The following is a 17510-nucleotide window of genomic DNA, read 5'->3' as shown; positions in this document are numbered from 1 at the left end:
GGGCGATGCTTCGCCGAGTGTGCCGCCGAACGACGCCAGCAACAGGATGAAGAACAGGATCAGGCCAGGGACGCTCTTGATCCGCTTCGGCGCATCGTCGGTTCCTTCTGCGTCGCGCATATCTATGCCTCTTTGGCCAGCAGCGGGATCAACGCATCGAAATGGTCGATGACATGGTCGGCGCCGAAGTCCTTTGCCGGCCGGTCGAGGAAACCGAAACCGACAAGGATGCTGGTCACGCCGGCCGCCTTTGCCGCCGTGACGTCATAGATGCTGTCGCCGACAAAAGCCGCGCGGCCGCCGCCGCAGCGCGCGATCATCTCGATGATCGGGGCGGGGGAGGGTTTGGCATTCTCGCGCCCCAGCGTGTCGCCGCCGATGATCGTCGCCATGCGATCGGCGAGCCCGAGGTCGCCGAGCAGGACGCGCGCCAGCCGCTCGGTCTTGTTGGTGACGACGGCGGTTTTCACGCCCAGCGAATCGAGCCGGTCGAGCGCGGCGATAACCCCGGGAAAGGGCTGGCTGTGCACCGCGATATGCACCTCATAATGGCGCAGGAATTCGCGGAACAGCCGCTCGACATCGCCGCCGGGCACGCCGCCGGTGGCGCGCAGTCCCTGTTCGAGCATATGGCGCCCGCCCAGCCCGATCATCGGCCGCACCTGCTCAACCGTCAGCGGCGCGCGCGCGGCGAGGCTGAGCGCATGGTTGAGCCCGGCGGTGAGGTCGCCCGCCGTGTCGACGAGCGTGCCGTCGAGATCGAAGCCGACGATGGCGAAAGGGAAGGGCATATCACGACCTCTTGTTTCCGTTCGTGTCGAGCGAAGTCGAGACACGCGAGGCCATGCGCCACCGCCAGGCATCTCGACTTCGCTCGATGCGAACGGGATTTGGGAGGCCCGGCATGGCGTCTCGCTCTGGAATCCGCAATGATTTGCTGGCATGGCCTTGGCCATGACCAATCCGATCGCCGCCATCATCCTCGCTGCGGGCAAGGGCACCCGCATGAAGTCCGAGCTGCACAAGGTGCTGCACCCGATCGCCGGGCGGCCGATGCTGCTCCATCTGATGGCCAGCGTCGATGCGCTGAAACCGGCGAAGAAGGTCGTCGTCGTCGGCGACAAGGCCGATCAGCTCGAAGCCGCGCTGGCGGGCAGCGCCGACCTGGCGGTGCAGGACCCGCAGCGCGGCACCGGCCATGCCGTGCAGCAGGCCGAGGGCGCGCTGACCGGTTTCGACGGCGCTGTGCTGATCCTCTATGGCGACGTCCCCTTCGTTCCGGCCGCGACGATGCAGGCGATGATCGACCGGCTCGCCGCCGCCGACGCGCCCGCCGTGGTCGTGCTGGCGTTCGAGCCCGCCGATCCGCTGCAATATGGCCGCGTGATCGTGGAGGGAGACCGCGTGACCAAGATGGTCGAGCATAAGGATGCGACCGAGGCCGAGCGCACGGTGACCTTGTGCAATTCGGGGCTGATGGCCGCGAAATCGACCGACCTGTTCGCACTGCTCGCGCGCGTCACCGACGACAATGCGGCCGGCGAATTCTACCTCGTCGATATCGTCAACATCGCCAATGCCGACGGGCGGCACTGCGCGGTCGTCAAGACCGACCCCGCCGACGTCGCCGGGATCAACAGCCGCGCCGAACTCGCCGCCGCCGAGGCGCAGTGGCAGGACTTCAAGCGCGAGGAAGCGATGGCGGGCGGCGCGTCGCTGCGCGCGCCGGAGACGGTCTGGTTCTCCTGGGATACCGAGCTTGGCCGCGACGTGACGATCGAGCCCAACGTCTTCTTCGGCCCCGGCGTCACGATCGCCGACAATGTGACGATCCGCGGCTTCAGCCATATCGAGGGCGCCAGCATCGCCAGCGGTTGCGAAGTTGGCCCCTTCGCGCGGCTGCGCCCCGGCACTGTGCTGGAGGAAAAGGCGAAGATCGGCAATTTCGTCGAGACCAAGAAGGCGGTGCTCGGCAAGGGCGCCAAGGCGAACCATCTCACTTATTTGGGCGACGCGACCGTCGGCGCGGGGGCCAATATCGGTGCGGGGACGATTACCTGCAATTACGACGGCTATTTCAAATATCAGACGGTGATTGGGGAGAACGCCTTCATCGGCAGCAACAGCGCGCTGATCGCTCCCGTCACCATCGGCCGCGACGCGATCGTCGCTGCGGGCAGCGCGGTGTCGCGCGACGTCGCGGCGGGCGACCTGCGCATGGTCCGTGCCGAGCAACTCATCAAACCCGGCTGGGCCGACCGCTTCCACGACGCGATGCGCAAGAAAAAGGCGGCGGAGAAGAAGTAACGCCATGCCCGCGCCGACACTCACGACCGCGCGCCTCGTGCTGCGCCAGCTGCGCGAGGATGACGCCGCCGCGTTATTTCCGGTGCTGTCCGACCCCGAGGTGATGACCTGGTGGTCGAGCGGGCCGCACGTGACGCCCGCCGAGACCGAGGCCTATGTCAAAGGCAACGCGGCCGAAGGGCAGGGTTGTCTGTGCTGGGCGATCACTGCGGGGGATGACGTGGCGCTCGGCTGGGTGATCCTGATCGACGGCAAGCCCGATGTGAAAGAAATCGGCTATATCCTACGCCGCGACCGCTGGGGCGGCGGTATCGCGCGCGAGGCGGTGGCGCGGGTGATCGATCATGGTTTTGAGGATATGAAACTGCGCCGCATTTTTGCCGACACCGATCCCGAAAACCCCGGCTCGATCGGATTGCTCGAACGCCTGGGTTTCCAGCGCGAAGGCCGGCTGCGCGGCGAGTGGGAAACGCATATCGGCGTGCGCGATTCGCTGATCTACGGCTTGTTGCGGGACGAATGGATGATGGAGAAGATGATTTGAGCGACCGCTACACCGACAAGCCCTTCCTGCGTTATGTCGATGCCTGGGTGCTGAACGCGATCGGGCATCTCGACGAGCCGACGCGGGCCTATTGCGTGGCGATGGAGCCGACTTTGCGCCAAAGCCTGAGCCTGACCGGCAGCTGGACGGCGATGGTCGCGGAACAGATGAAGTTCACCCCCGACTTGCCCGACCAGATCCGCCAGATATGGGAAGACGGCAAGCTGCGGTTCGCGGCCGCCAACGGCCGGCCCGCCGATCCCATGCAGTTCGCGATGACCTTCGTCGATCGCAATTTCGGGCGGAGCTGACGTGGGCGAATATCGGGTCCGACCCGCGACGCGCGACGATTATGATCGCTGGCTGCCGCTGTGGGACGGCTACAACGCTTTTTATGGTCGCAGCGGCGATACCGCGCTGGCACCCGAAATCACGGCGGCGACCTGGGATCGCTTCTTCGATCCCTATGAGCCGATGTTCGCGCTCGTCGCCGAGCAAGACGGGGTGCTGCTCGGTCTGACGCATTATCTGCTGCACCGCAGCACCACATCGCTGTTGCCGTCGCTTTATCTGCAGGACCTGTTCACCACGACCGAGGCCCGCGGCAAAGGTGTCGGGCGCGCGCTGATCGAGGCGGTCTATGCTGCGGCGCGTGCGCAAGGCCTGCCGCGCGTCTATTGGCAAACGCATGAGACGAACGAGACCGCGATGACGCTCTATGACCGGGTTGCCGAAAAATCCGGGTTCCTCGTTTATCGAAAGCTCGTCGATTGACTTGATATCACGATATGATATCAAAGCACCATGCGCTTTCTCGCCGATATTCCCGACGCCGACGTCGAATGGCTCGATAGCCTCGCCGCCGGGCAGGGCGTGTCGCGCGCCGAGCTCGTGCGCCGTGCGGTCGCGGCCTATCGCGCCGATGTGTCGGGCGATGCGATTGATAACGCTTTCGGCATCTGGCGGGATCGCGCCGATATCGGCGACGGGCTCAAATATCAGCGCCGCCTGCGGGGCAAGCGCGAATGATCGACGCGCAATTCGACAGCGATATCCTCATCGACGCGCTCAATGGCGTCGAGGCCGCGCGCAGCGAGATCCGCCGCGCCGGGCGCAAGAGCGTCAGCCGGATCAGCTGGACCGAGGTGATGACCGCCGCCGATCCCGCATCGGTGAAGGCGGTGGAGGCGTTCCTGGGGTGCTTCGCGGTCGAGGAGGTCGGCGATGCGGTCGCGCGCCGCGCCGCCGCGCTGCGCGCCGAGCGCAAGGGGCTGACGCTCTGCGACGCGCTTGTGCTTGCGACAGCACAAATTAGTGGCCGCATTCTTGTTACACGCAATATCAAAGTGTTTCCGGCAGCGATGCCGGGTATTCGCGTTCCCTACACGCTCTAACGAAAGCCAGACCCACATGTGCGGAATCATCGGAATTGTCGGCAAGGACCAGGTCGCGGATCGCCTCGTCGATGGCCTCAAGCGCATGGAATATCGCGGCTATGATTCGGCGGGCGTCTGCACGGTCGAGGGCGGCCAGCTCGTCCGCCGCCGCGCCGAGGGCAAGCTCGGCAATCTGGTGAAGGAGCTTGCGGGCAATCCGGCGCCGGGCCTCGTCGGCATCGCGCATACCCGCTGGGCAACGCATGGCGCGCCGACGACGAGCAACGCGCACCCGCATGCGACGGGCGAGGTCGCGCTGGTCCACAACGGCATCATCGAGAATTTCAAGCCGCTGCGCGAGGCACTGCAGGCACGCGGCCGCAGCTTCGAGAGCGAGACCGATACCGAGGTCGTCGCGCACCTCGTCAGCGAACAGGTCGAGGCGGGCAAGTCGCCGACCGAGGCGGTGCAGGCCGTCCTCCCGCAGCTGCGCGGCGCCTTTGCGCTCGCCATCGCCTTCCGCCAGCACCCCGACCTGCTGATCGGCGCAAGGCTCGGTTCGCCGCTCGTCGTCGGTTATGGCGAGGGCGAGACTTATCTCGGCTCCGATGCCCTCGCGCTCGCGCCGTTGACGCAGAAGATCGCCTATCTTGAGGAAGGCGACTGGGTCGTCATCACCCGCGAGGGCGCGCAGATTTACGACGCTGCCAACAACCCGGTGAAGCGCGAGATCACCACCTCGGGCGTCACCGCCGCAACGATCGAGAAGGGCAATTACCGCCACTTCATGCAGAAGGAGATTTTCGAACAGCCGACCGTCGTCGCGCAGACGCTCTCTTCCTACATCCGCCCGCTCGAACAGACCGTCGCGCTGCCGCAGATGGACTTCGACCTCAGCAAAATCGACCGCATCACCATCGTCGCCTGCGGCACCAGCTTCTACGCCGGCATGGTCGCCAAATATTGGTTCGAAACCTTCGCGCGCGTGCCCGTCGACATCGATGTCGCCTCGGAGTTCCGTTACCGCGACCCGGTGCTCCAGCCCGGCGGGCTTGCGCTGTTCATCTCGCAGTCGGGCGAGACCGCCGACACGCTCGCGGCGCTGCGCCACTGCAAGGCGAACGGCCAGACGATCGCGGTCGTCGTCAATGTGCCGACCAGCAGCATGGCGCGCGAGGCCGATCTGCTGCTGCCGACGCACGCGGGGCCGGAAATCGGCGTCGCGTCGACGAAGGCCTTCACCTGCCAACTCGCGGTGCTCGCCGCGCTCGCCGCGCATCTTGCGCTCAAGAAAGGCAAGCTCGACGCCGCCGAGGAACGCGAAATCGTCAAGCATCTGATCGAGGCCCCCGCCGCGCTCAACGCCGCGCTCGGCCATGACGAGGAAATCGCCGCGATGGCGCATCTTGTCGCCCCGGCGCGCGACGTGCTCTACCTCGGCCGTGGCCCCGACTATCCGCTTGCCTTGGAAGGCGCGCTCAAGCTCAAGGAAATCTCCTATATCCACGCCGAAGGCTATGCCTCGGGCGAGATGAAGCATGGCCCGATCGCGCTGATCGACGAGGCGGTCCCGGTAATCGTCCTCGCGCCCTCAGGCCCGCTGTTCGAAAAGACCGTCAGCAACATGCAGGAAGTCATGGCGCGCGGCGGCAAGGTCGTCCTGATCAGCGACGCCGAAGGTCTCGCCGAAGCCGGCGACGGCTGCATGGCGACGATCGAAATGCCCAAGGTCCACCCGCTGATCGCGCCCTTGGTGTACGCGGTGCCGGTGCAGCTGCTCGCATACCATGTGGCGGTCGCGAAGGGGACCGACGTCGACCAGCCACGGAATTTGGCGAAGTCGGTCACCGTCGAATGAGCTGGAACACCACCTGCCACTGCGGCGCCGTCTCGGTGCGGCTTGCCAAGGCGCCCGAAGAGGTCGCCGAATGCAATTGCTCGCTCTGCTTCTCGCACGGCATCCTCTGGGCCTATATGTCGCCGCGCGATGTCGTGATCGAGGGCGCTACGCAGGCCTATAATCGCGCCGACCGGCCGAACCCGAACTCGGACCTGCATTTCTGTGCGACCTGCGGCTGCTCGACCCATTGGTCGGCGACCGAAGGCTTGATCGAGCGGATGGGCGGCTCTGTCGATATGATGGGCGTCAACATGCGCTTGTTCGCGCCCGATCAGCTCAGCGGACTGAAGCTCAGTTTTCCCGACGGGCGTGGCTGGTCGGGTGAGGGGCCGTGGGGCTATGCGCGCGACGCAGAGGTCATGCGCTGACAGGCGTGCGGCCGATAAAGCCTGTCAATCAGGCCTATTCGCCTGCTCCAAAATCGACGCCGCGATGTCCTCCATCTTGCCGACGATCAGCAGCGGCGCCCCGCCGACCATGCCGACCTGGGTCTGGCCATTCTCATAGTCGCGCAGCCAGGCGACATTGTCGGCGACGAGCAGATAATTGCCGCCGCGCGATTTGAGCTCGATGAACTTCATGATTGCGTCTCCTGTTGGCTTGTCCTTTAGGCTCAACAGGTTGCATTCGCATAAACAGGACGCGCGTTTATGATCCCCGCCGCCATCATCTTCGACTTCGACGGCGTCATCGCCGACAGCGAGGTGCGCGCGAATCTGTCGCTCGCCGAGAGCCTGACTGCGGTCGGCATGCCGGTGACCTATGACGAAAGCCTGCGCGACTATTATGGCCATAATTGGCAGGAGACGCAGCGGCGGATCGAGGCACGCTTTGGGCGGCCGCTGCCCGCCGATTTCCGCGAGCGGCACCGCGAGCGGGCGCGGGCGCGCTTTATGGAGGGTTTCGACGCGGTGCCCGGCGCGCCCGCCTTCCTCGACACGCTCGGGGCGCTGCCGCGCGCGATCGCCTCGTCGAGCCGCGCCGAATATATCGGTTGGGCGCTCGGGCTGTTCGGGCTCGGGCATCATTTCGAGGGGCATGTCTACAGCGCCGACGGCTGGAATCGTGGAAAGCCTTTTCCCGACATCTATCTCGCCGCCGCCAAGGGGCTGGACGTCGATCCGGCGGCGTGCCTGGCGATCGAGGATTCGCCGACCGGCGCGCGCGCCGCGATCGCGGCGGGGATGACGGTCATCGGCTTCTGCGGCGCTGGCCACATCATCGACCGCGCCGCGCACGGCGACATGCTGCGCGAGGTCGGGGTGCATCATGTTGCAATGAGCTTTGAAGAGATTAGCATCCTGGCATGACCCGGCTCAGGCCGGAGCGAACGCCCCCCAAGGAGAGACGCCGTGTGCACAAACGAAACCGAAGCCGACCTCGATCGCGCCGGGCTGCCCGTCGGGCGGCGCAGCTTTACCGCGCTCGCCGGGGCGGGGGCGCTGATGGCGGCGCTGCCCGCGCGCGCGATGGCGGGCCAGCCGGTCAAGGGCCGCGATGTCGAGATCAAGACCGCCGACGGCATCTGCGACGCTTATTTCGTCGCGCCGGCGGAGGGCAAGCATCCCGCCGTGCTGGTGTGGCCCGATATCCGCGGCCTGCGCCCCGCCTTTCGCCAGATGGCCGACCGGCTGGCGGGTGAGGGTTATGCCGTGCTGACGATCAACCCCTTCTATCGCTGGCAGAAATCGCCCGTTGTCGATGCGGCCAATGATTTCGGCGACCCTGCGATCCGCGAAAAATTATTCGGTTATTTGAAGCAGCTCAACAAGACGCTCGTCACCACCGACGCGACCGCGCATCTTGCCTTCCTCGACGCGCAGAAGGAGGTCGATAGCAAGCGGCGGATCGGCACCACCGGCTATTGCATGGGCGGGGCGATGGCGATCTACACCGCCGCGCTCAATCCGAACCGCGTCGGCGCGGCGGCGAGCTTCCACGGCGGCGGGGTGGGGACCGACAAGCCCGACAGCCCGCACCTGCTGATCCCCGGCACCAACGCCGGCTATCTGTTCGCGATCGCCGACAATGACGACAAGGAAAATCCGAACGAGAAGGTGCTGCTCGAGGCGGTTCTCGAGCCGCGCAAGCCATGGCACGAGGTCGAGGTCTATGCCGGCGCGATGCACGGCTGGTGCCCGCCCGACGGCCGCGCCTATAACGAAGCGGCGGCGGAGAAGGCGTGGGGGCGGATGCTCGAGCTGTTCAAGGTCGAACTGGCCTGACGACGGGCGGGCGGTGGCTTAGCCGCCGCTCGCGGCATAGCTCGCATAGACGCGCTGGCCGCGGGGGCCGAAGGTCATCACCTTATAGGCGTCGCGGATGTTGCGATATTCCATGCCCGGCGATCCGGTGGGCATGCCCGCGACCGCGAGGCCCTTCACGCCCTTGGGCTTTTCCTTGAGCAGCCGGGCGATTTCTTTCGCGGGCACGTGGCCCTCGATCACATAGCCGCCGACGAGCACGGTGTGGCAACTGCGCAGCGCGGCGGGCACGCCCTGCTTGTCCTTGACCGCCGCCATGTCCGGCGAATTGACCACCGTCACCTTGGCGCCGAACGAGGTCTTCACCAGCTCGAGCCATTTGAGGCAGCAACCGCAGCCGGCGTCGCGGAACATCGTCGGATTGGCCGCGTGTGCGGTGCCGATGATGCCGGCAAAGGCGGCGAAGGCGAACAGGGTGCGGCGGGCGGGGGACATGCGGACTCTCCTTGGCGGTGCGAACGACAGCATAGCCGTCGCCGCCGCAATGTCACCTCCGGCTCACCCCATCGGGTAGAGGATGTCGCGGCTCACCTGGTGCAGCGCCGCCATCACATCGTCGCTCAGCACCAGCTCTTTTGCGGCGAGGATCGGATCGACCTGATCATAGGCGCTCACCCCGACGATCGTCGAGGCGACGAAATCATGCTGCTTCGACCAGGCGGTCGCCATGGTCACAGGGTGCAGCCCGGCCTCCTCGGCGATCTTCAGATAGCGTTCGGTCGCGGCGAGGCTTTTTTCGTTGACGAAGCGGCGGCCCATCACCGCCTGCCGCCCTTCCATGCCGAGATAGCGCGAGAAACGGGCGCCCTCGGGTTTGGCGCCGCCCTGATATTTGCCCGACAACACTCCGCCGGCGAGCGGCGAATAGGGGATCAGGCTGACGCCTTCCTGTCGGCACACCTGCTTGAGCTCGTCCTCGAAGCGGCGGTTGTTGAGGCTGAAATTATTCTGGATCGTGTGGTAGCGGTGGACGCCAAGCCGCTCCGACGCCGCGAGCGATTTCATCAGCCCCCAGCTCGTCTCGTTCGAGCAGCCGAGGATGCGGACTTTGCCGGCGCTGACCAGTTCGTCGAGCGCGTCCATCATCTCGTCATAGGGCGCGTCATGGTCGGGCCAATGGGTCTGGTAGAGATCGACATAGTCGGTCTGGAGCCGCGTCAGGCTGTCGTCGATCGCCTGCATGATATTCTTGCGGTCGAGCGCGGTCATGCCGTTGCGGCACGGCGATTTGAACCAGACATGACTCGGCCCCGACACTTTGGTGGCGAGGATGATCGCGTCGCGCGGCTTGGTCTTGAGCCAGCGGCCGACGATCTCCTCGGTGCGCCCAACCCATTTGCTGTCGGGCGGCACCGGATAACCCTCGGCGGTGTCGTAGAAATTGATTCCCTCATCGAAGCAGCGGTCGAGGATGCGGAAGGCTTCGGCTTCGTCGGTCTGGCTGCCGAAGGTCATCGTTCCCATGCAGATGTCGGACACATGGATGGCGCTCTTGCCAAGGCGGCGGCTTTGCATGCTTCTTTTCTCCGGTCGCGGGGGAGGGTCGCGCCGGTGCATAAGCGATCAGATCAGAAGCGCAAGCGATCCGACGAGCAGCGCCGCCATCGTCCGGTTGAAGGCGCGCAGCCGCGCCGGGCTCGACAGCCAGCCGCGCAGCGCGGTGCCCATCACCGCCCAGATGCTGGTCGAGGGCAGGTTGACGATGCCGAAGACGATCGCGACGAGCAGCACCGCGACGACATTGCGGTCGGGGGCATAGAGGGCGATCGCCGACAGCGCCATCGTCCACGCCTTGGGATTGACCCACTGGAACAGCATCGCCTGGACGAAGGTCATCGGCTTGCCGCGCGCATCGCCGTCGGTGGTGGGCGCGGCAGCATTGGCGATCTTCCAGGCGAGCCAGAGCAGATAGGCGACGCTGACCACCTTGAGCACGGTGTTGAGGACGGGGAAGAGGTCAAACAACCCCATCAGCCCGACGCCGACGAGGACGATCATCAGCGTGAAGCCGATCCCGACCCCCAGCGCGTGCGGCACGGTGCGGCGCAGGCCGAAATTGGCGCCCGACGCCATCAGCATCATATTGTTCGGTCCCGGCGTGATCGACGAGACGAGCGCGAAGGCGGAGAGCGCGGCGAGGGTGGTCTGTTCCATACGGCGCAATATAATGCGGTTATGATCGCCTATGGTTGCAAAGATGGGCGAATTTGCGATAAGATATGCAATCTATGAGCAATATTGACGCCATTGGCCGCAATATATTGCGCGAACTGTCGCGCGACGGGCGAATCTCGAACCTCGAGCTCGCCGAGCGGGTCGGGCTGTCGCCCTCGGCCTGCCTGCGCCGGGTTCAGGAGCTGGAGCGGAGCGGCGTGATCAAGGGCTATCGCGCGCGGATCGACCCGGCGAAGGTCGGCTACAGTTTTATGGCCTATGTCACGGTTGGGCTGTCGACGCACACCAAACAGGCGCAGGAGGATTTCGAGGCGGCGATGGCCGAGGCGCCCGAGGTGCGCGAATGCCACAATATCACTGGCGCGATCGAATATATCCTGCGCGTCGAGGCGGCAGACCTGGCGGCGTACAAGCATTTCCACACCGAGGTGCTGGGCATTTTGCCGCAGGTGAATGCGATCACCACCTATGTGCTGATGGGGTCGCCGAAGGACGAGCGGGCATAGTGGCACGTCGCCCCCGCGAAGGCGGGGGCCGCTATCGGCCTATTTCTGCATAGCTGCGTAAACCGACAGCGGCCCCCGCCTTCGCGGGGGCGACGGGATGCCTTGAACCCGGCGCCCCGCATCCGCATATTCGGTTTCATGCTGAAACTCTCCCTGCTCGACCTCGTCCCCGTCACCAACACCGGATCGATCGCCCAATCGCTGACCAACGCCGCCGACCTCGCGCGGCATGCCGAGGCGCTCGGCTATGGCCGTTACTGGGTCGCCGAACATCATGGCATGCAGGGCATCGCCAGCGCCGCGACGGCGGTCGTGCTCGCGCATATCGGGCAGGCGACGTCGAGCATCCGCATCGGCTCGGCGGGGATCATGCTGCCCAATCATGCGCCGATGGTAATCGCCGAGCAGTTCGGCACGCTGGAAGCGCTTTTCCCCGGGCGCATCGACCTCGGGCTCGGCCGCGCGCCCGGGTCGGACGGCGTCGTCGCGCGCGCGCTGCGCCGCAACCTCGCGAGCGACGAGCGGCAATTCCCGCAGGACGTCGTTGAACTGCAGGCCTTCCTCGCCGGCGACGAACGGCTCGGCATCCGCGCTGTGCCGGGCGAGGGGACGCACATTCCGATCTGGATCCTTGGGTCGAGCCTGTTCGGCGCGCAGCTCGCGGCGATGCTCGGGCTGCCCTACGCCTTCGCCAGCCATTTCGCGCCCGATGCGCTCGACGAGGCGCTCGATGTCTATCGCCGCCAGTTCAAACCGTCGGAACAGCTCGCCCAACCCTATGCCGCGGCGGCGTTCAACGTCTTTGCCGCCGATACGCACGAAGAGGCCGAATTGCTCGCCTCGTCGCAGCAACAGGCGTTCGTCGCGCTGCGCACCGGCAACCCCGGCAAGATGAAGCCGCCGCTAGCGGGCTACAAGGACAGCTTGCCGCCCAATGCGCGCGCGATCCTCGACCATGTGCTGCAATGTTCGGCGGTCGGCACCGTCGACGACGTCCGCGACGGGCTGAAAGCCTTCGTGGCGCGCACCGGGGTCGATGAGGTGGTGATCGCGTCATCGATGTACGACCATGATGCGCGCAAACATTCGGTGGCGCTGGCGATGGAGGCGGCGAGGTCGCTTTGAGGCGCTGTGTTGACGCGGCCAAGCGCGCGGCGGTATAGGGGCCGCCCGACCCAAGGGCGGCCCATATGGGGTCGCCTTTTTGTTTTGGTCGTATCTTTTGTCTTTTGAAAGGTGCCCGTCCCATGTCGATCACGCCGCTGATGCCCGTTTACCCCCGGTGCGGTGTGCGTCCGGTGCGAGGCGAGGGCGCCTATCTGATCGGCGAGCGCGGCGAGCGTTATCTGGACTTCGCCAGCGGCATCGCGGTCAATCTGCTCGGCCATGGCCACCCGCATTTGACCAAGGCGATCCAGGACCAAGCCGCGACGCTGATGCATGTGTCGAACCTGTACGGCAGTCCGCAGGGCGAGGCCTATGCGCAGCGGCTGGTCGAAAACACCTTCGCCGACACCGTCTTCTTCACCAATTCGGGCGCCGAGGCAGTCGAATGTTCGATCAAGACCGCGCGCGCCTATCATTCGAGCGCGGGCAACGCGCACAAGCACACGCTGATCACCTTCAACAACGCCTTCCACGGCCGCACGCTCGGCACGATCTCGGCGACCAACCAGGAAAAGCTGCGCAAGGGGTTCGACCCGCTGCTGCCCGGCTTCGCCTATGCGCCGTTCGACGATGTCAATGCGGCGCTGGATCTCGTGGACGACAATACGGCGGGCTTCCTGCTCGAACCCGTGCAGGGCGAGGGCGGCATCCGCCCGGCGTCGCAGCCTTTCCTGCAGGCACTGCGCGACATCTGCGACAAGCGCGACCTGATGCTGGTGTTCGACGAGGTTCAGTGCGGCGTCGCGCGCACCGGCTCGCTCTATGCCTATGAACAGTTCGGCGTCACTCCCGACATCCTCGCCAGCGCGAAGGGCATCGGCGGCGGTTTCCCGATGGGCGCGTGCCTCGCGACCGAAAAGGCGGCGCGCGGCATGGTGATCGGCACGCATGGTTCGACCTATGGCGGCAATCCGTTGGCCATGGCGGCGGGGCAGGCGGTGCTCGACGTCGTGCTCGAAGACGGCTTCCTCGATCAGGTCCAGGCGACCGGCGACCGCCTGCGCGGCGCGCTCGAGCAGCTCATCCCGAACCACGACAATCTGTTCGAGAGCGTGCGCGGCATGGGGCTGATGCTCGGCGTCAAGATGAAGAGCGACAGCCGTGCTTTCGTCGCGCATCTGCGCGACAATCACGGGCTGCTGACGGTGGCGGCGGGCGACAATGTCATCCGCATCCTGCCCCCGCTCAACATCGAAGAGTCGCACATCAACGAGTGCATCGAGAAATTGTCGGCGGGCGCGGCGAGCTACACGCCGCCCGAGTCCTGATGGTTTCCGTTCCCGTGGATCGGAGGGCGTGATGCGGCACTTCCTCAACCTGTCCGACGCCGGCGGCGATGCGGTCGCGGCGATGCTGGCGGATGCGATCGACCGCAAGGCGGCGCGCGCCGGCTGGCCGAAGGCGAAGCCCGACGCCGACAAGCCGCTCGTCGACCATGTGCTGGCGATGGTGTTCGAGAAGAATTCGACGCGCACGCGCTGCTCGTTCGACATCGCCATCCGCCAGCTTGGCGGCGTGCCGATGATCCTCGACGCCGGCACCAGCCAGCTCGGGCGCGGCGAGACGATCGCCGACACCGCGCGCGTGCTGTCGCGCTACGCCGACGCGATTATGATCCGCACCGATCACCACGAGAAGATCGAGGAACTGGCGCATTTCGCGAGCGTGCCGGTCATCAACGGCCTGACCGACCTGTCGCACCCGTGCCAGATCGTCGCCGACCTGCTGACGATCGTCGAAGGCGGCAAGGCGCTGCCGGGGCTCGAACTCGCCTGGCTCGGCGACGGCAACAATGTGCTGGCGTCGCTGATCGAGGCGGCGGGGTTGTTCGGCTTCAACGTCCGGGCGGGCGTGCCGCAGGGCTATGAGCCCGACGCGGGCTTCGTCGAGGCGGCGCGGGCCAAGGGCGCGAAGATCGACATCGTCCGCGATGCGCGCGAGGCCGTGGCGGGCGCCGACCTGGTCGTCACCGACACCTGGGTGTCGATGGGGCAGGATCATGCGCACAACAAGCTCGCCGCGATGGCGCCCTATCAGGTCGACGAACGGCTGATGGGCGCGGCGAAGGGCGACGCGCTGTTCCTCCACTGCCTGCCCGCGCATCGCGGCGAGGAAGTGACCGATGCGGTGATCGATGGATCGCAATCGCGCGTTTGGGACGAGGCCGAGAACCGCGTCCACGCCCAGAAATCCGTCCTGCTGTGGGCGCTGGGGAAGATATGAGCGATACCGTCGAAACCTGGTTCGACCAGCCTTTGGTCTTCACGATCGCCGCGCGCCATGTTCGCGGGCGCTTCGTGCGGCTCGGTCCGGTGCTCAACACCATCCTCGGCGCCCATAGCTATCCGCCGGTGGCGGAGAAACTGCTCGCTGAGGCGCTGGTGCTGACCGTGCTGCTCGGTTCGACCCTCAAGGCCGAGGGTGGACAGATGACGCTGCAGGCGCAGACCGGCGGCGGGCCGATCGAACTGCTCGTCTGCGACTATCGCGGCGGCGAACTGCGCGGATATCTTAAATTCGATGCCGAGCGGCTGGCCGAGGTCGGGCCCGATCCGACGTTGTTCGCGCTGTTCGGCGAGGGGTTTCTGGCGATCACCTTCGACCAGGAAGCGACCGCCGAACGCTATCAGGGCATCGTGCCGCTCGAGGGATCGTCGATCGGCGACGCCGCCGAACATTATTTCGAGCAGTCCGAACAGATTCCGAGCCTGATCAGGCTCGCGGCGCGCCACGACCATGAGGCGGGGTGCGTTGCCGGCGGGCTCCTCCTCCAGCATCTGCCCGAGGGCGAGGTCGGCCGCGACCGCTTGCATACGCGCCACGACCATCCCGAATGGGAGCATGCGCGCACGATCGCGGCGACGCTGAAGCCCGAGGAGCTGACCGACCCGGCGCATTCGCTCGAAACTTTGGCCTGGCGGCTGTTCCACGAGGACGAGGTGCGCGTCGAATCGGGCGCTACCGTGTCGCGCGGCTGCCGCTGCAGCGCCGAATATTATGCCGGCGTGCTGCGCCAGTTCCCCGAGACCGAACGCGTCGACATGGCCGACGAGGCGGGGAATATCGTTGTCGATTGCGCCTTTTGCTCGCGGATTTTCCCGATCCCGCTCGGCGAGATCGCCACGCCCAACTGACGCCATCCGCGACGAACGGACATGATCCAGCGCCAAGCGGTTGAAATCGCGGTCCCGGAACGCTACCTTGTCACCACAGGGTCGCATGTTTGCCCGCGACAAGGGCAATCGTTGGATAGGTGTACATGGCGATCTTCTCTCACCCTTTGAAATGGATATTCGCGACCGCGATCCTTGCGGGGACGACGGCGGTGCCGGCGCAAGCGCCCTCGCTGGCGATGCTCGACATGCTGGAAAAGGGCAGCTGGCAGCTGCGCGAACGCGGCGAACAGACGGTCGCGCAGACGATGTGCTTTGGCGACGCGCGCAAGATGATCCAACTGTTCCATCCGCGCGCGAATTGCTCGCGCTATATCATCGAGGACACGCCCAAATCGGTGACGGTCCATTATACCTGCCCGGGTGCGGGCCATGGCCGCACGTCGATCCGTTCCGAAACCAATCGCCTCGTCCAGATCGACACCCAGGGCATCGCCGACGGCAAGCCTTTCTCGCAGGCCTATGAGGCGCGCCGCAGCGGGGCCTGCGCGGCGGGCGGCGGCGGCCGTTGATCGCTGCGGCGGGTGTAACATTGTGTTAACCATCTGCTGCTAGGCCGGGGTCACGACGCACCGATGTGTGTCCTTCTCCCTAACGGCTTTCATGCCGAACTGGGCCGTGTGATCTTCGTCATGCGGCCCGTTTCTTTGGTGCGGCGCAACACTTGCACCCCCGGCGGCGCGGGCCTATCTGGCGCCGATGCAAGATCTCGCCGGAAAAACGCTCATCGTCCTCCTGTCGGGCGGGCTCGACTCGATGGTCTGCGCCGGCCTCGCGCGCGAAGCGGGGGCGCGGATCGTCGCGCTCACGATCGATTATAACCAGCGTCACCGCGTCGAACTGGAATCGGCGGCCCGCATCGCCGCGCATGTCGGTGCGGCGGAACATATCGTGCTGCCGCTCGACTTGCGGCGCTTCGGCGGCTCGGCGCTGACCGACGACATCGCGGTGCCCAAGAATGGCCCGGAATATGATGGCGAGGGCAGCGACGTGCCGGTGACCTATGTCCCCGCGCGCAACCTGATCTTCCTGTCGCTGACGCTCGGCCTCGCCGAGGCGCGGCGCGCGCAGGACATCGTCATCGGGGTCAATGCCCTCGACTATTCGGGCTATCCCGACTGCCGCCCGGACTTCATTGCGGGCTTCGAAAAACTGGCGCGGCTCGCGACGCGCGATGGCGACAAGGGCGTCGATTTCCATATCCACGCGCCGCTCCAGCATATGACCAAAGCCGATATCGCCGCCGAGGCCGCGCGGCTCGGCATGGATGCCGGGATGAGCTGGTCGTGCTACGATCCGGCGCCGAGCGGCGAGCATTGCGGGCTGTGCGACAGCTGCCGCCTGCGGTCGAAGGGCTTCGCCGACGCCGGACTGCCCGACCCGACCCGCTACGCCGTCGGGGCCTGACCATGGCTTATGCGGTCAAGGAAATCTTCCTCACCCTGCAGGGCGAGGGCGCGCAGGCGGGGCGTCGCGCGGTGTTCTGTCGCTTTGCGGGCTGCAATTTATGGACGGGGCGCGAGCAGGACCGCGCGAAAGCGATCTGCCAGTTCTGCGACACCGATTTTGTCGGCACCGACGGCACGCTCGGCGGGAAATATCCGGACGCGGCGGCGCTCGCCGCGACGATCGCGGCGAGCTGGGGCGAGGGCGCCGACGACCGCTATGTCGTGCTCACCGGCGGCGAGCCGATGTTGCAGGTCGACGACGCCCTGATCGACGCGCTCCACGCGCAGGGTTTCACCATCGCGATCGAAAGCAACGGGACCTTCGCGGTGCCGCGCAGCATCGACTGGATTTGCATCAGCCCCAAGGCGGGCAGCGCGTTGGTGCAGGTCAGCGGCGACGAGCTGAAACTGGTCTGGCCGCAGCCGGGAAGCGACGTCGCGCGGTTTGCCACGCTCGATTTCGCGCATCTGCTCGTCCAGCCGCTCGACGACCCCAATGCCGCCGCCAATGTGCAGGCGTGCATCGATCTGGTGATGGAAGACCCGCGCTGGCGCCTGTCGCTCCAGGCGCACAAGAGCCTCGGGCTGCGCTGAACAGCGATGACAAATATACCGTAGCCCTGAGCCTGTCGAAGGGCGCTTCTCAGTAA

General features: G+C 65.9%; 23 protein-coding genes. 18 read left to right on the top strand and 5 right to left on the bottom strand.

All coding sequences use genetic code 11. The features are described from left to right. Window positions 1–122: 122 nt before the first annotated feature. A complete protein-coding gene (locus ACREB7_RS17295) occupies window positions 123–791 on the bottom strand; it encodes an HAD-IA family hydrolase (RefSeq protein ID WP_431593520.1) in 669 nt (222 codons plus the stop codon). A 163-nt stretch (window positions 792–954) separates the two neighbouring features. Between ACREB7_RS17295 and glmU the strand changes: the two genes are divergently transcribed. The 8 genes from glmU to ACREB7_RS17255 are packed head-to-tail and all read left to right on the top strand — an operon-like array spanning window position 955 to window position 6495. Next, window positions 955–2307 (top strand): bifunctional UDP-N-acetylglucosamine diphosphorylase/glucosamine-1-phosphate N-acetyltransferase GlmU, encoded by a 1353-nt coding sequence (gene glmU / locus ACREB7_RS17290; RefSeq protein WP_431593519.1) that lies wholly within the window; start codon window positions 955–957, stop codon window positions 2305–2307. A 4-nt stretch (window positions 2308–2311) separates the two neighbouring features. After that, window positions 2312–2851, top strand: a complete 540-nt coding sequence (locus ACREB7_RS17285; RefSeq protein WP_431593518.1) for a GNAT family N-acetyltransferase — start codon at window positions 2312–2314, stop codon at window positions 2849–2851. Continuing rightward, window positions 2848–3162, top strand: coding sequence for a hypothetical protein (locus ACREB7_RS17280; protein WP_431593517.1), 315 nt, complete (start codon window positions 2848–2850; stop codon window positions 3160–3162). Before ACREB7_RS17285 ends, ACREB7_RS17280 begins: the two co-directional genes overlap by 4 nt. A 1-nt stretch (window position 3163) precedes the next feature. Then, window positions 3164–3625, top strand: coding sequence for an N-acetyltransferase family protein (locus tag ACREB7_RS17275; protein ID WP_431593516.1), 462 nt, complete (start codon window positions 3164–3166; stop codon window positions 3623–3625). A 30-nt stretch (window positions 3626–3655) separates the two neighbouring features. After that, on the top strand, window positions 3656–3880 hold the full coding sequence (locus tag ACREB7_RS17270; protein WP_431593515.1) for a ribbon-helix-helix domain-containing protein: 225 nt from the start codon (window positions 3656–3658) through the stop codon (window positions 3878–3880). Beyond that, a complete protein-coding gene (locus tag ACREB7_RS17265) occupies window positions 3877–4245 on the top strand; it encodes a PIN domain-containing protein (protein WP_242778964.1) in 369 nt (122 codons plus the stop codon). The genes ACREB7_RS17270 and ACREB7_RS17265 overlap by 4 nt, the downstream gene beginning before the upstream one ends. A gap of 16 nt (window positions 4246–4261) precedes the next feature. Beyond that, the gene (gene glmS / locus ACREB7_RS17260; protein WP_431593514.1) at window positions 4262–6085 is read left to right on the top strand and encodes a glutamine--fructose-6-phosphate transaminase (isomerizing); all 1824 of its coding nucleotides are present in this window, start codon (window positions 4262–4264) and stop codon (window positions 6083–6085) included. Next, window positions 6082–6495 carry a GFA family protein gene (locus tag ACREB7_RS17255; protein WP_431593513.1) on the top strand — a complete coding sequence of 138 codons (414 nt, stop codon included), beginning with the start codon at window positions 6082–6084 and terminating at the stop codon, window positions 6493–6495. Before glmS ends, ACREB7_RS17255 begins: the two co-directional genes overlap by 4 nt. Before the next feature lie 24 nt (window positions 6496–6519). On the opposite strand, the gene ACREB7_RS17250 is transcribed toward ACREB7_RS17255, so the two are convergent. After that, a complete protein-coding gene (locus ACREB7_RS17250; protein WP_431593512.1) occupies window positions 6520–6708 on the bottom strand; it encodes a hypothetical protein in 189 nt (62 codons plus the stop codon). 69 nt (window positions 6709–6777) lie between these two features. On the opposite strand from ACREB7_RS17250, the gene ACREB7_RS17245 reads away from it, so the two are divergent. Next, window positions 6778–7437: an HAD family hydrolase gene (locus ACREB7_RS17245; protein ID WP_431593511.1), complete on the top strand. Its 660-nt coding sequence runs from the start codon at window positions 6778–6780 to the stop codon at window positions 7435–7437. A 42-nt stretch (window positions 7438–7479) separates the two neighbouring features. Beyond that, entirely contained in the window at window positions 7480–8352 is an 873-nt protein-coding gene (locus ACREB7_RS17240) for a dienelactone hydrolase family protein (RefSeq protein WP_431593510.1), read from the top strand. Window positions 8353–8370: 18 nt separating this feature from the next. Here ACREB7_RS17240 and ACREB7_RS17235 read toward each other — a convergent pair whose 3' ends face one another. From ACREB7_RS17235 to ACREB7_RS17225, 3 genes are all read right to left on the bottom strand, one after another. Further along, the gene (locus tag ACREB7_RS17235; protein WP_431593509.1) at window positions 8371–8826 is read right to left on the bottom strand and encodes a DUF411 domain-containing protein; all 456 of its coding nucleotides are present in this window, start codon (window positions 8824–8826) and stop codon (window positions 8371–8373) included. A 63-nt stretch (window positions 8827–8889) separates the two neighbouring features. Then, window positions 8890–9906: an aldo/keto reductase gene (locus ACREB7_RS17230; RefSeq protein ID WP_431593508.1), complete on the bottom strand. Its 1017-nt coding sequence runs from the start codon at window positions 9904–9906 to the stop codon at window positions 8890–8892. 48 nt (window positions 9907–9954) lie between these two features. Further along, on the bottom strand, window positions 9955–10545 hold the full coding sequence (locus ACREB7_RS17225; protein WP_431593507.1) for a LysE family translocator: 591 nt from the start codon (window positions 10543–10545) through the stop codon (window positions 9955–9957). A 74-nt stretch (window positions 10546–10619) separates the two neighbouring features. Between ACREB7_RS17225 and ACREB7_RS17220 the strand changes: the two genes are divergently transcribed. From ACREB7_RS17220 to queE, 8 genes are all read left to right on the top strand, one after another. Beyond that, the gene (locus ACREB7_RS17220) at window positions 10620–11072 is read left to right on the top strand and encodes an Lrp/AsnC family transcriptional regulator (protein WP_431593506.1); all 453 of its coding nucleotides are present in this window, start codon (window positions 10620–10622) and stop codon (window positions 11070–11072) included. Window positions 11073–11210: 138 nt separating this feature from the next. Then, the gene (locus ACREB7_RS17215) at window positions 11211–12197 is read left to right on the top strand and encodes an LLM class flavin-dependent oxidoreductase (protein WP_431593521.1); all 987 of its coding nucleotides are present in this window, start codon (window positions 11211–11213) and stop codon (window positions 12195–12197) included. Window positions 12198–12319: 122 nt separating this feature from the next. Then, on the top strand, window positions 12320–13507 hold the full coding sequence (locus ACREB7_RS17210; protein WP_431593505.1) for an aspartate aminotransferase family protein: 1188 nt from the start codon (window positions 12320–12322) through the stop codon (window positions 13505–13507). A gap of 28 nt (window positions 13508–13535) precedes the next feature. Continuing rightward, window positions 13536–14462 carry an ornithine carbamoyltransferase gene (gene argF / locus ACREB7_RS17205; protein ID WP_431593504.1) on the top strand — a complete coding sequence of 309 codons (927 nt, stop codon included), beginning with the start codon at window positions 13536–13538 and terminating at the stop codon, window positions 14460–14462. Further along, window positions 14459–15373: an Hsp33 family molecular chaperone HslO gene (locus tag ACREB7_RS17200; protein ID WP_431593503.1), complete on the top strand. Its 915-nt coding sequence runs from the start codon at window positions 14459–14461 to the stop codon at window positions 15371–15373. Before argF ends, ACREB7_RS17200 begins: the two co-directional genes overlap by 4 nt. A gap of 125 nt (window positions 15374–15498) precedes the next feature. Beyond that, window positions 15499–15924 carry a hypothetical protein gene (locus tag ACREB7_RS17195; protein ID WP_431593502.1) on the top strand — a complete coding sequence of 142 codons (426 nt, stop codon included), beginning with the start codon at window positions 15499–15501 and terminating at the stop codon, window positions 15922–15924. A gap of 187 nt (window positions 15925–16111) precedes the next feature. Further along, on the top strand, window positions 16112–16819 hold the full coding sequence (gene queC / locus ACREB7_RS17190; RefSeq protein WP_431593501.1) for a 7-cyano-7-deazaguanine synthase QueC: 708 nt from the start codon (window positions 16112–16114) through the stop codon (window positions 16817–16819). Between the two features lie 2 nt (window positions 16820–16821). Beyond that, window positions 16822–17454, top strand: coding sequence for a 7-carboxy-7-deazaguanine synthase (gene queE, locus ACREB7_RS17185; RefSeq protein ID WP_431593500.1), 633 nt, complete (start codon window positions 16822–16824; stop codon window positions 17452–17454). Window positions 17455–17510 lie beyond the last annotated feature (56 nt).

It is taken from the genome of Sphingopyxis sp. (genome assembly GCF_050725615.1).
Classification (GTDB): Bacteria; Pseudomonadota; Alphaproteobacteria; order Sphingomonadales; family Sphingomonadaceae; genus Sphingopyxis.
This window is presented reverse-complemented; position numbering and strand designations above follow the sequence as displayed.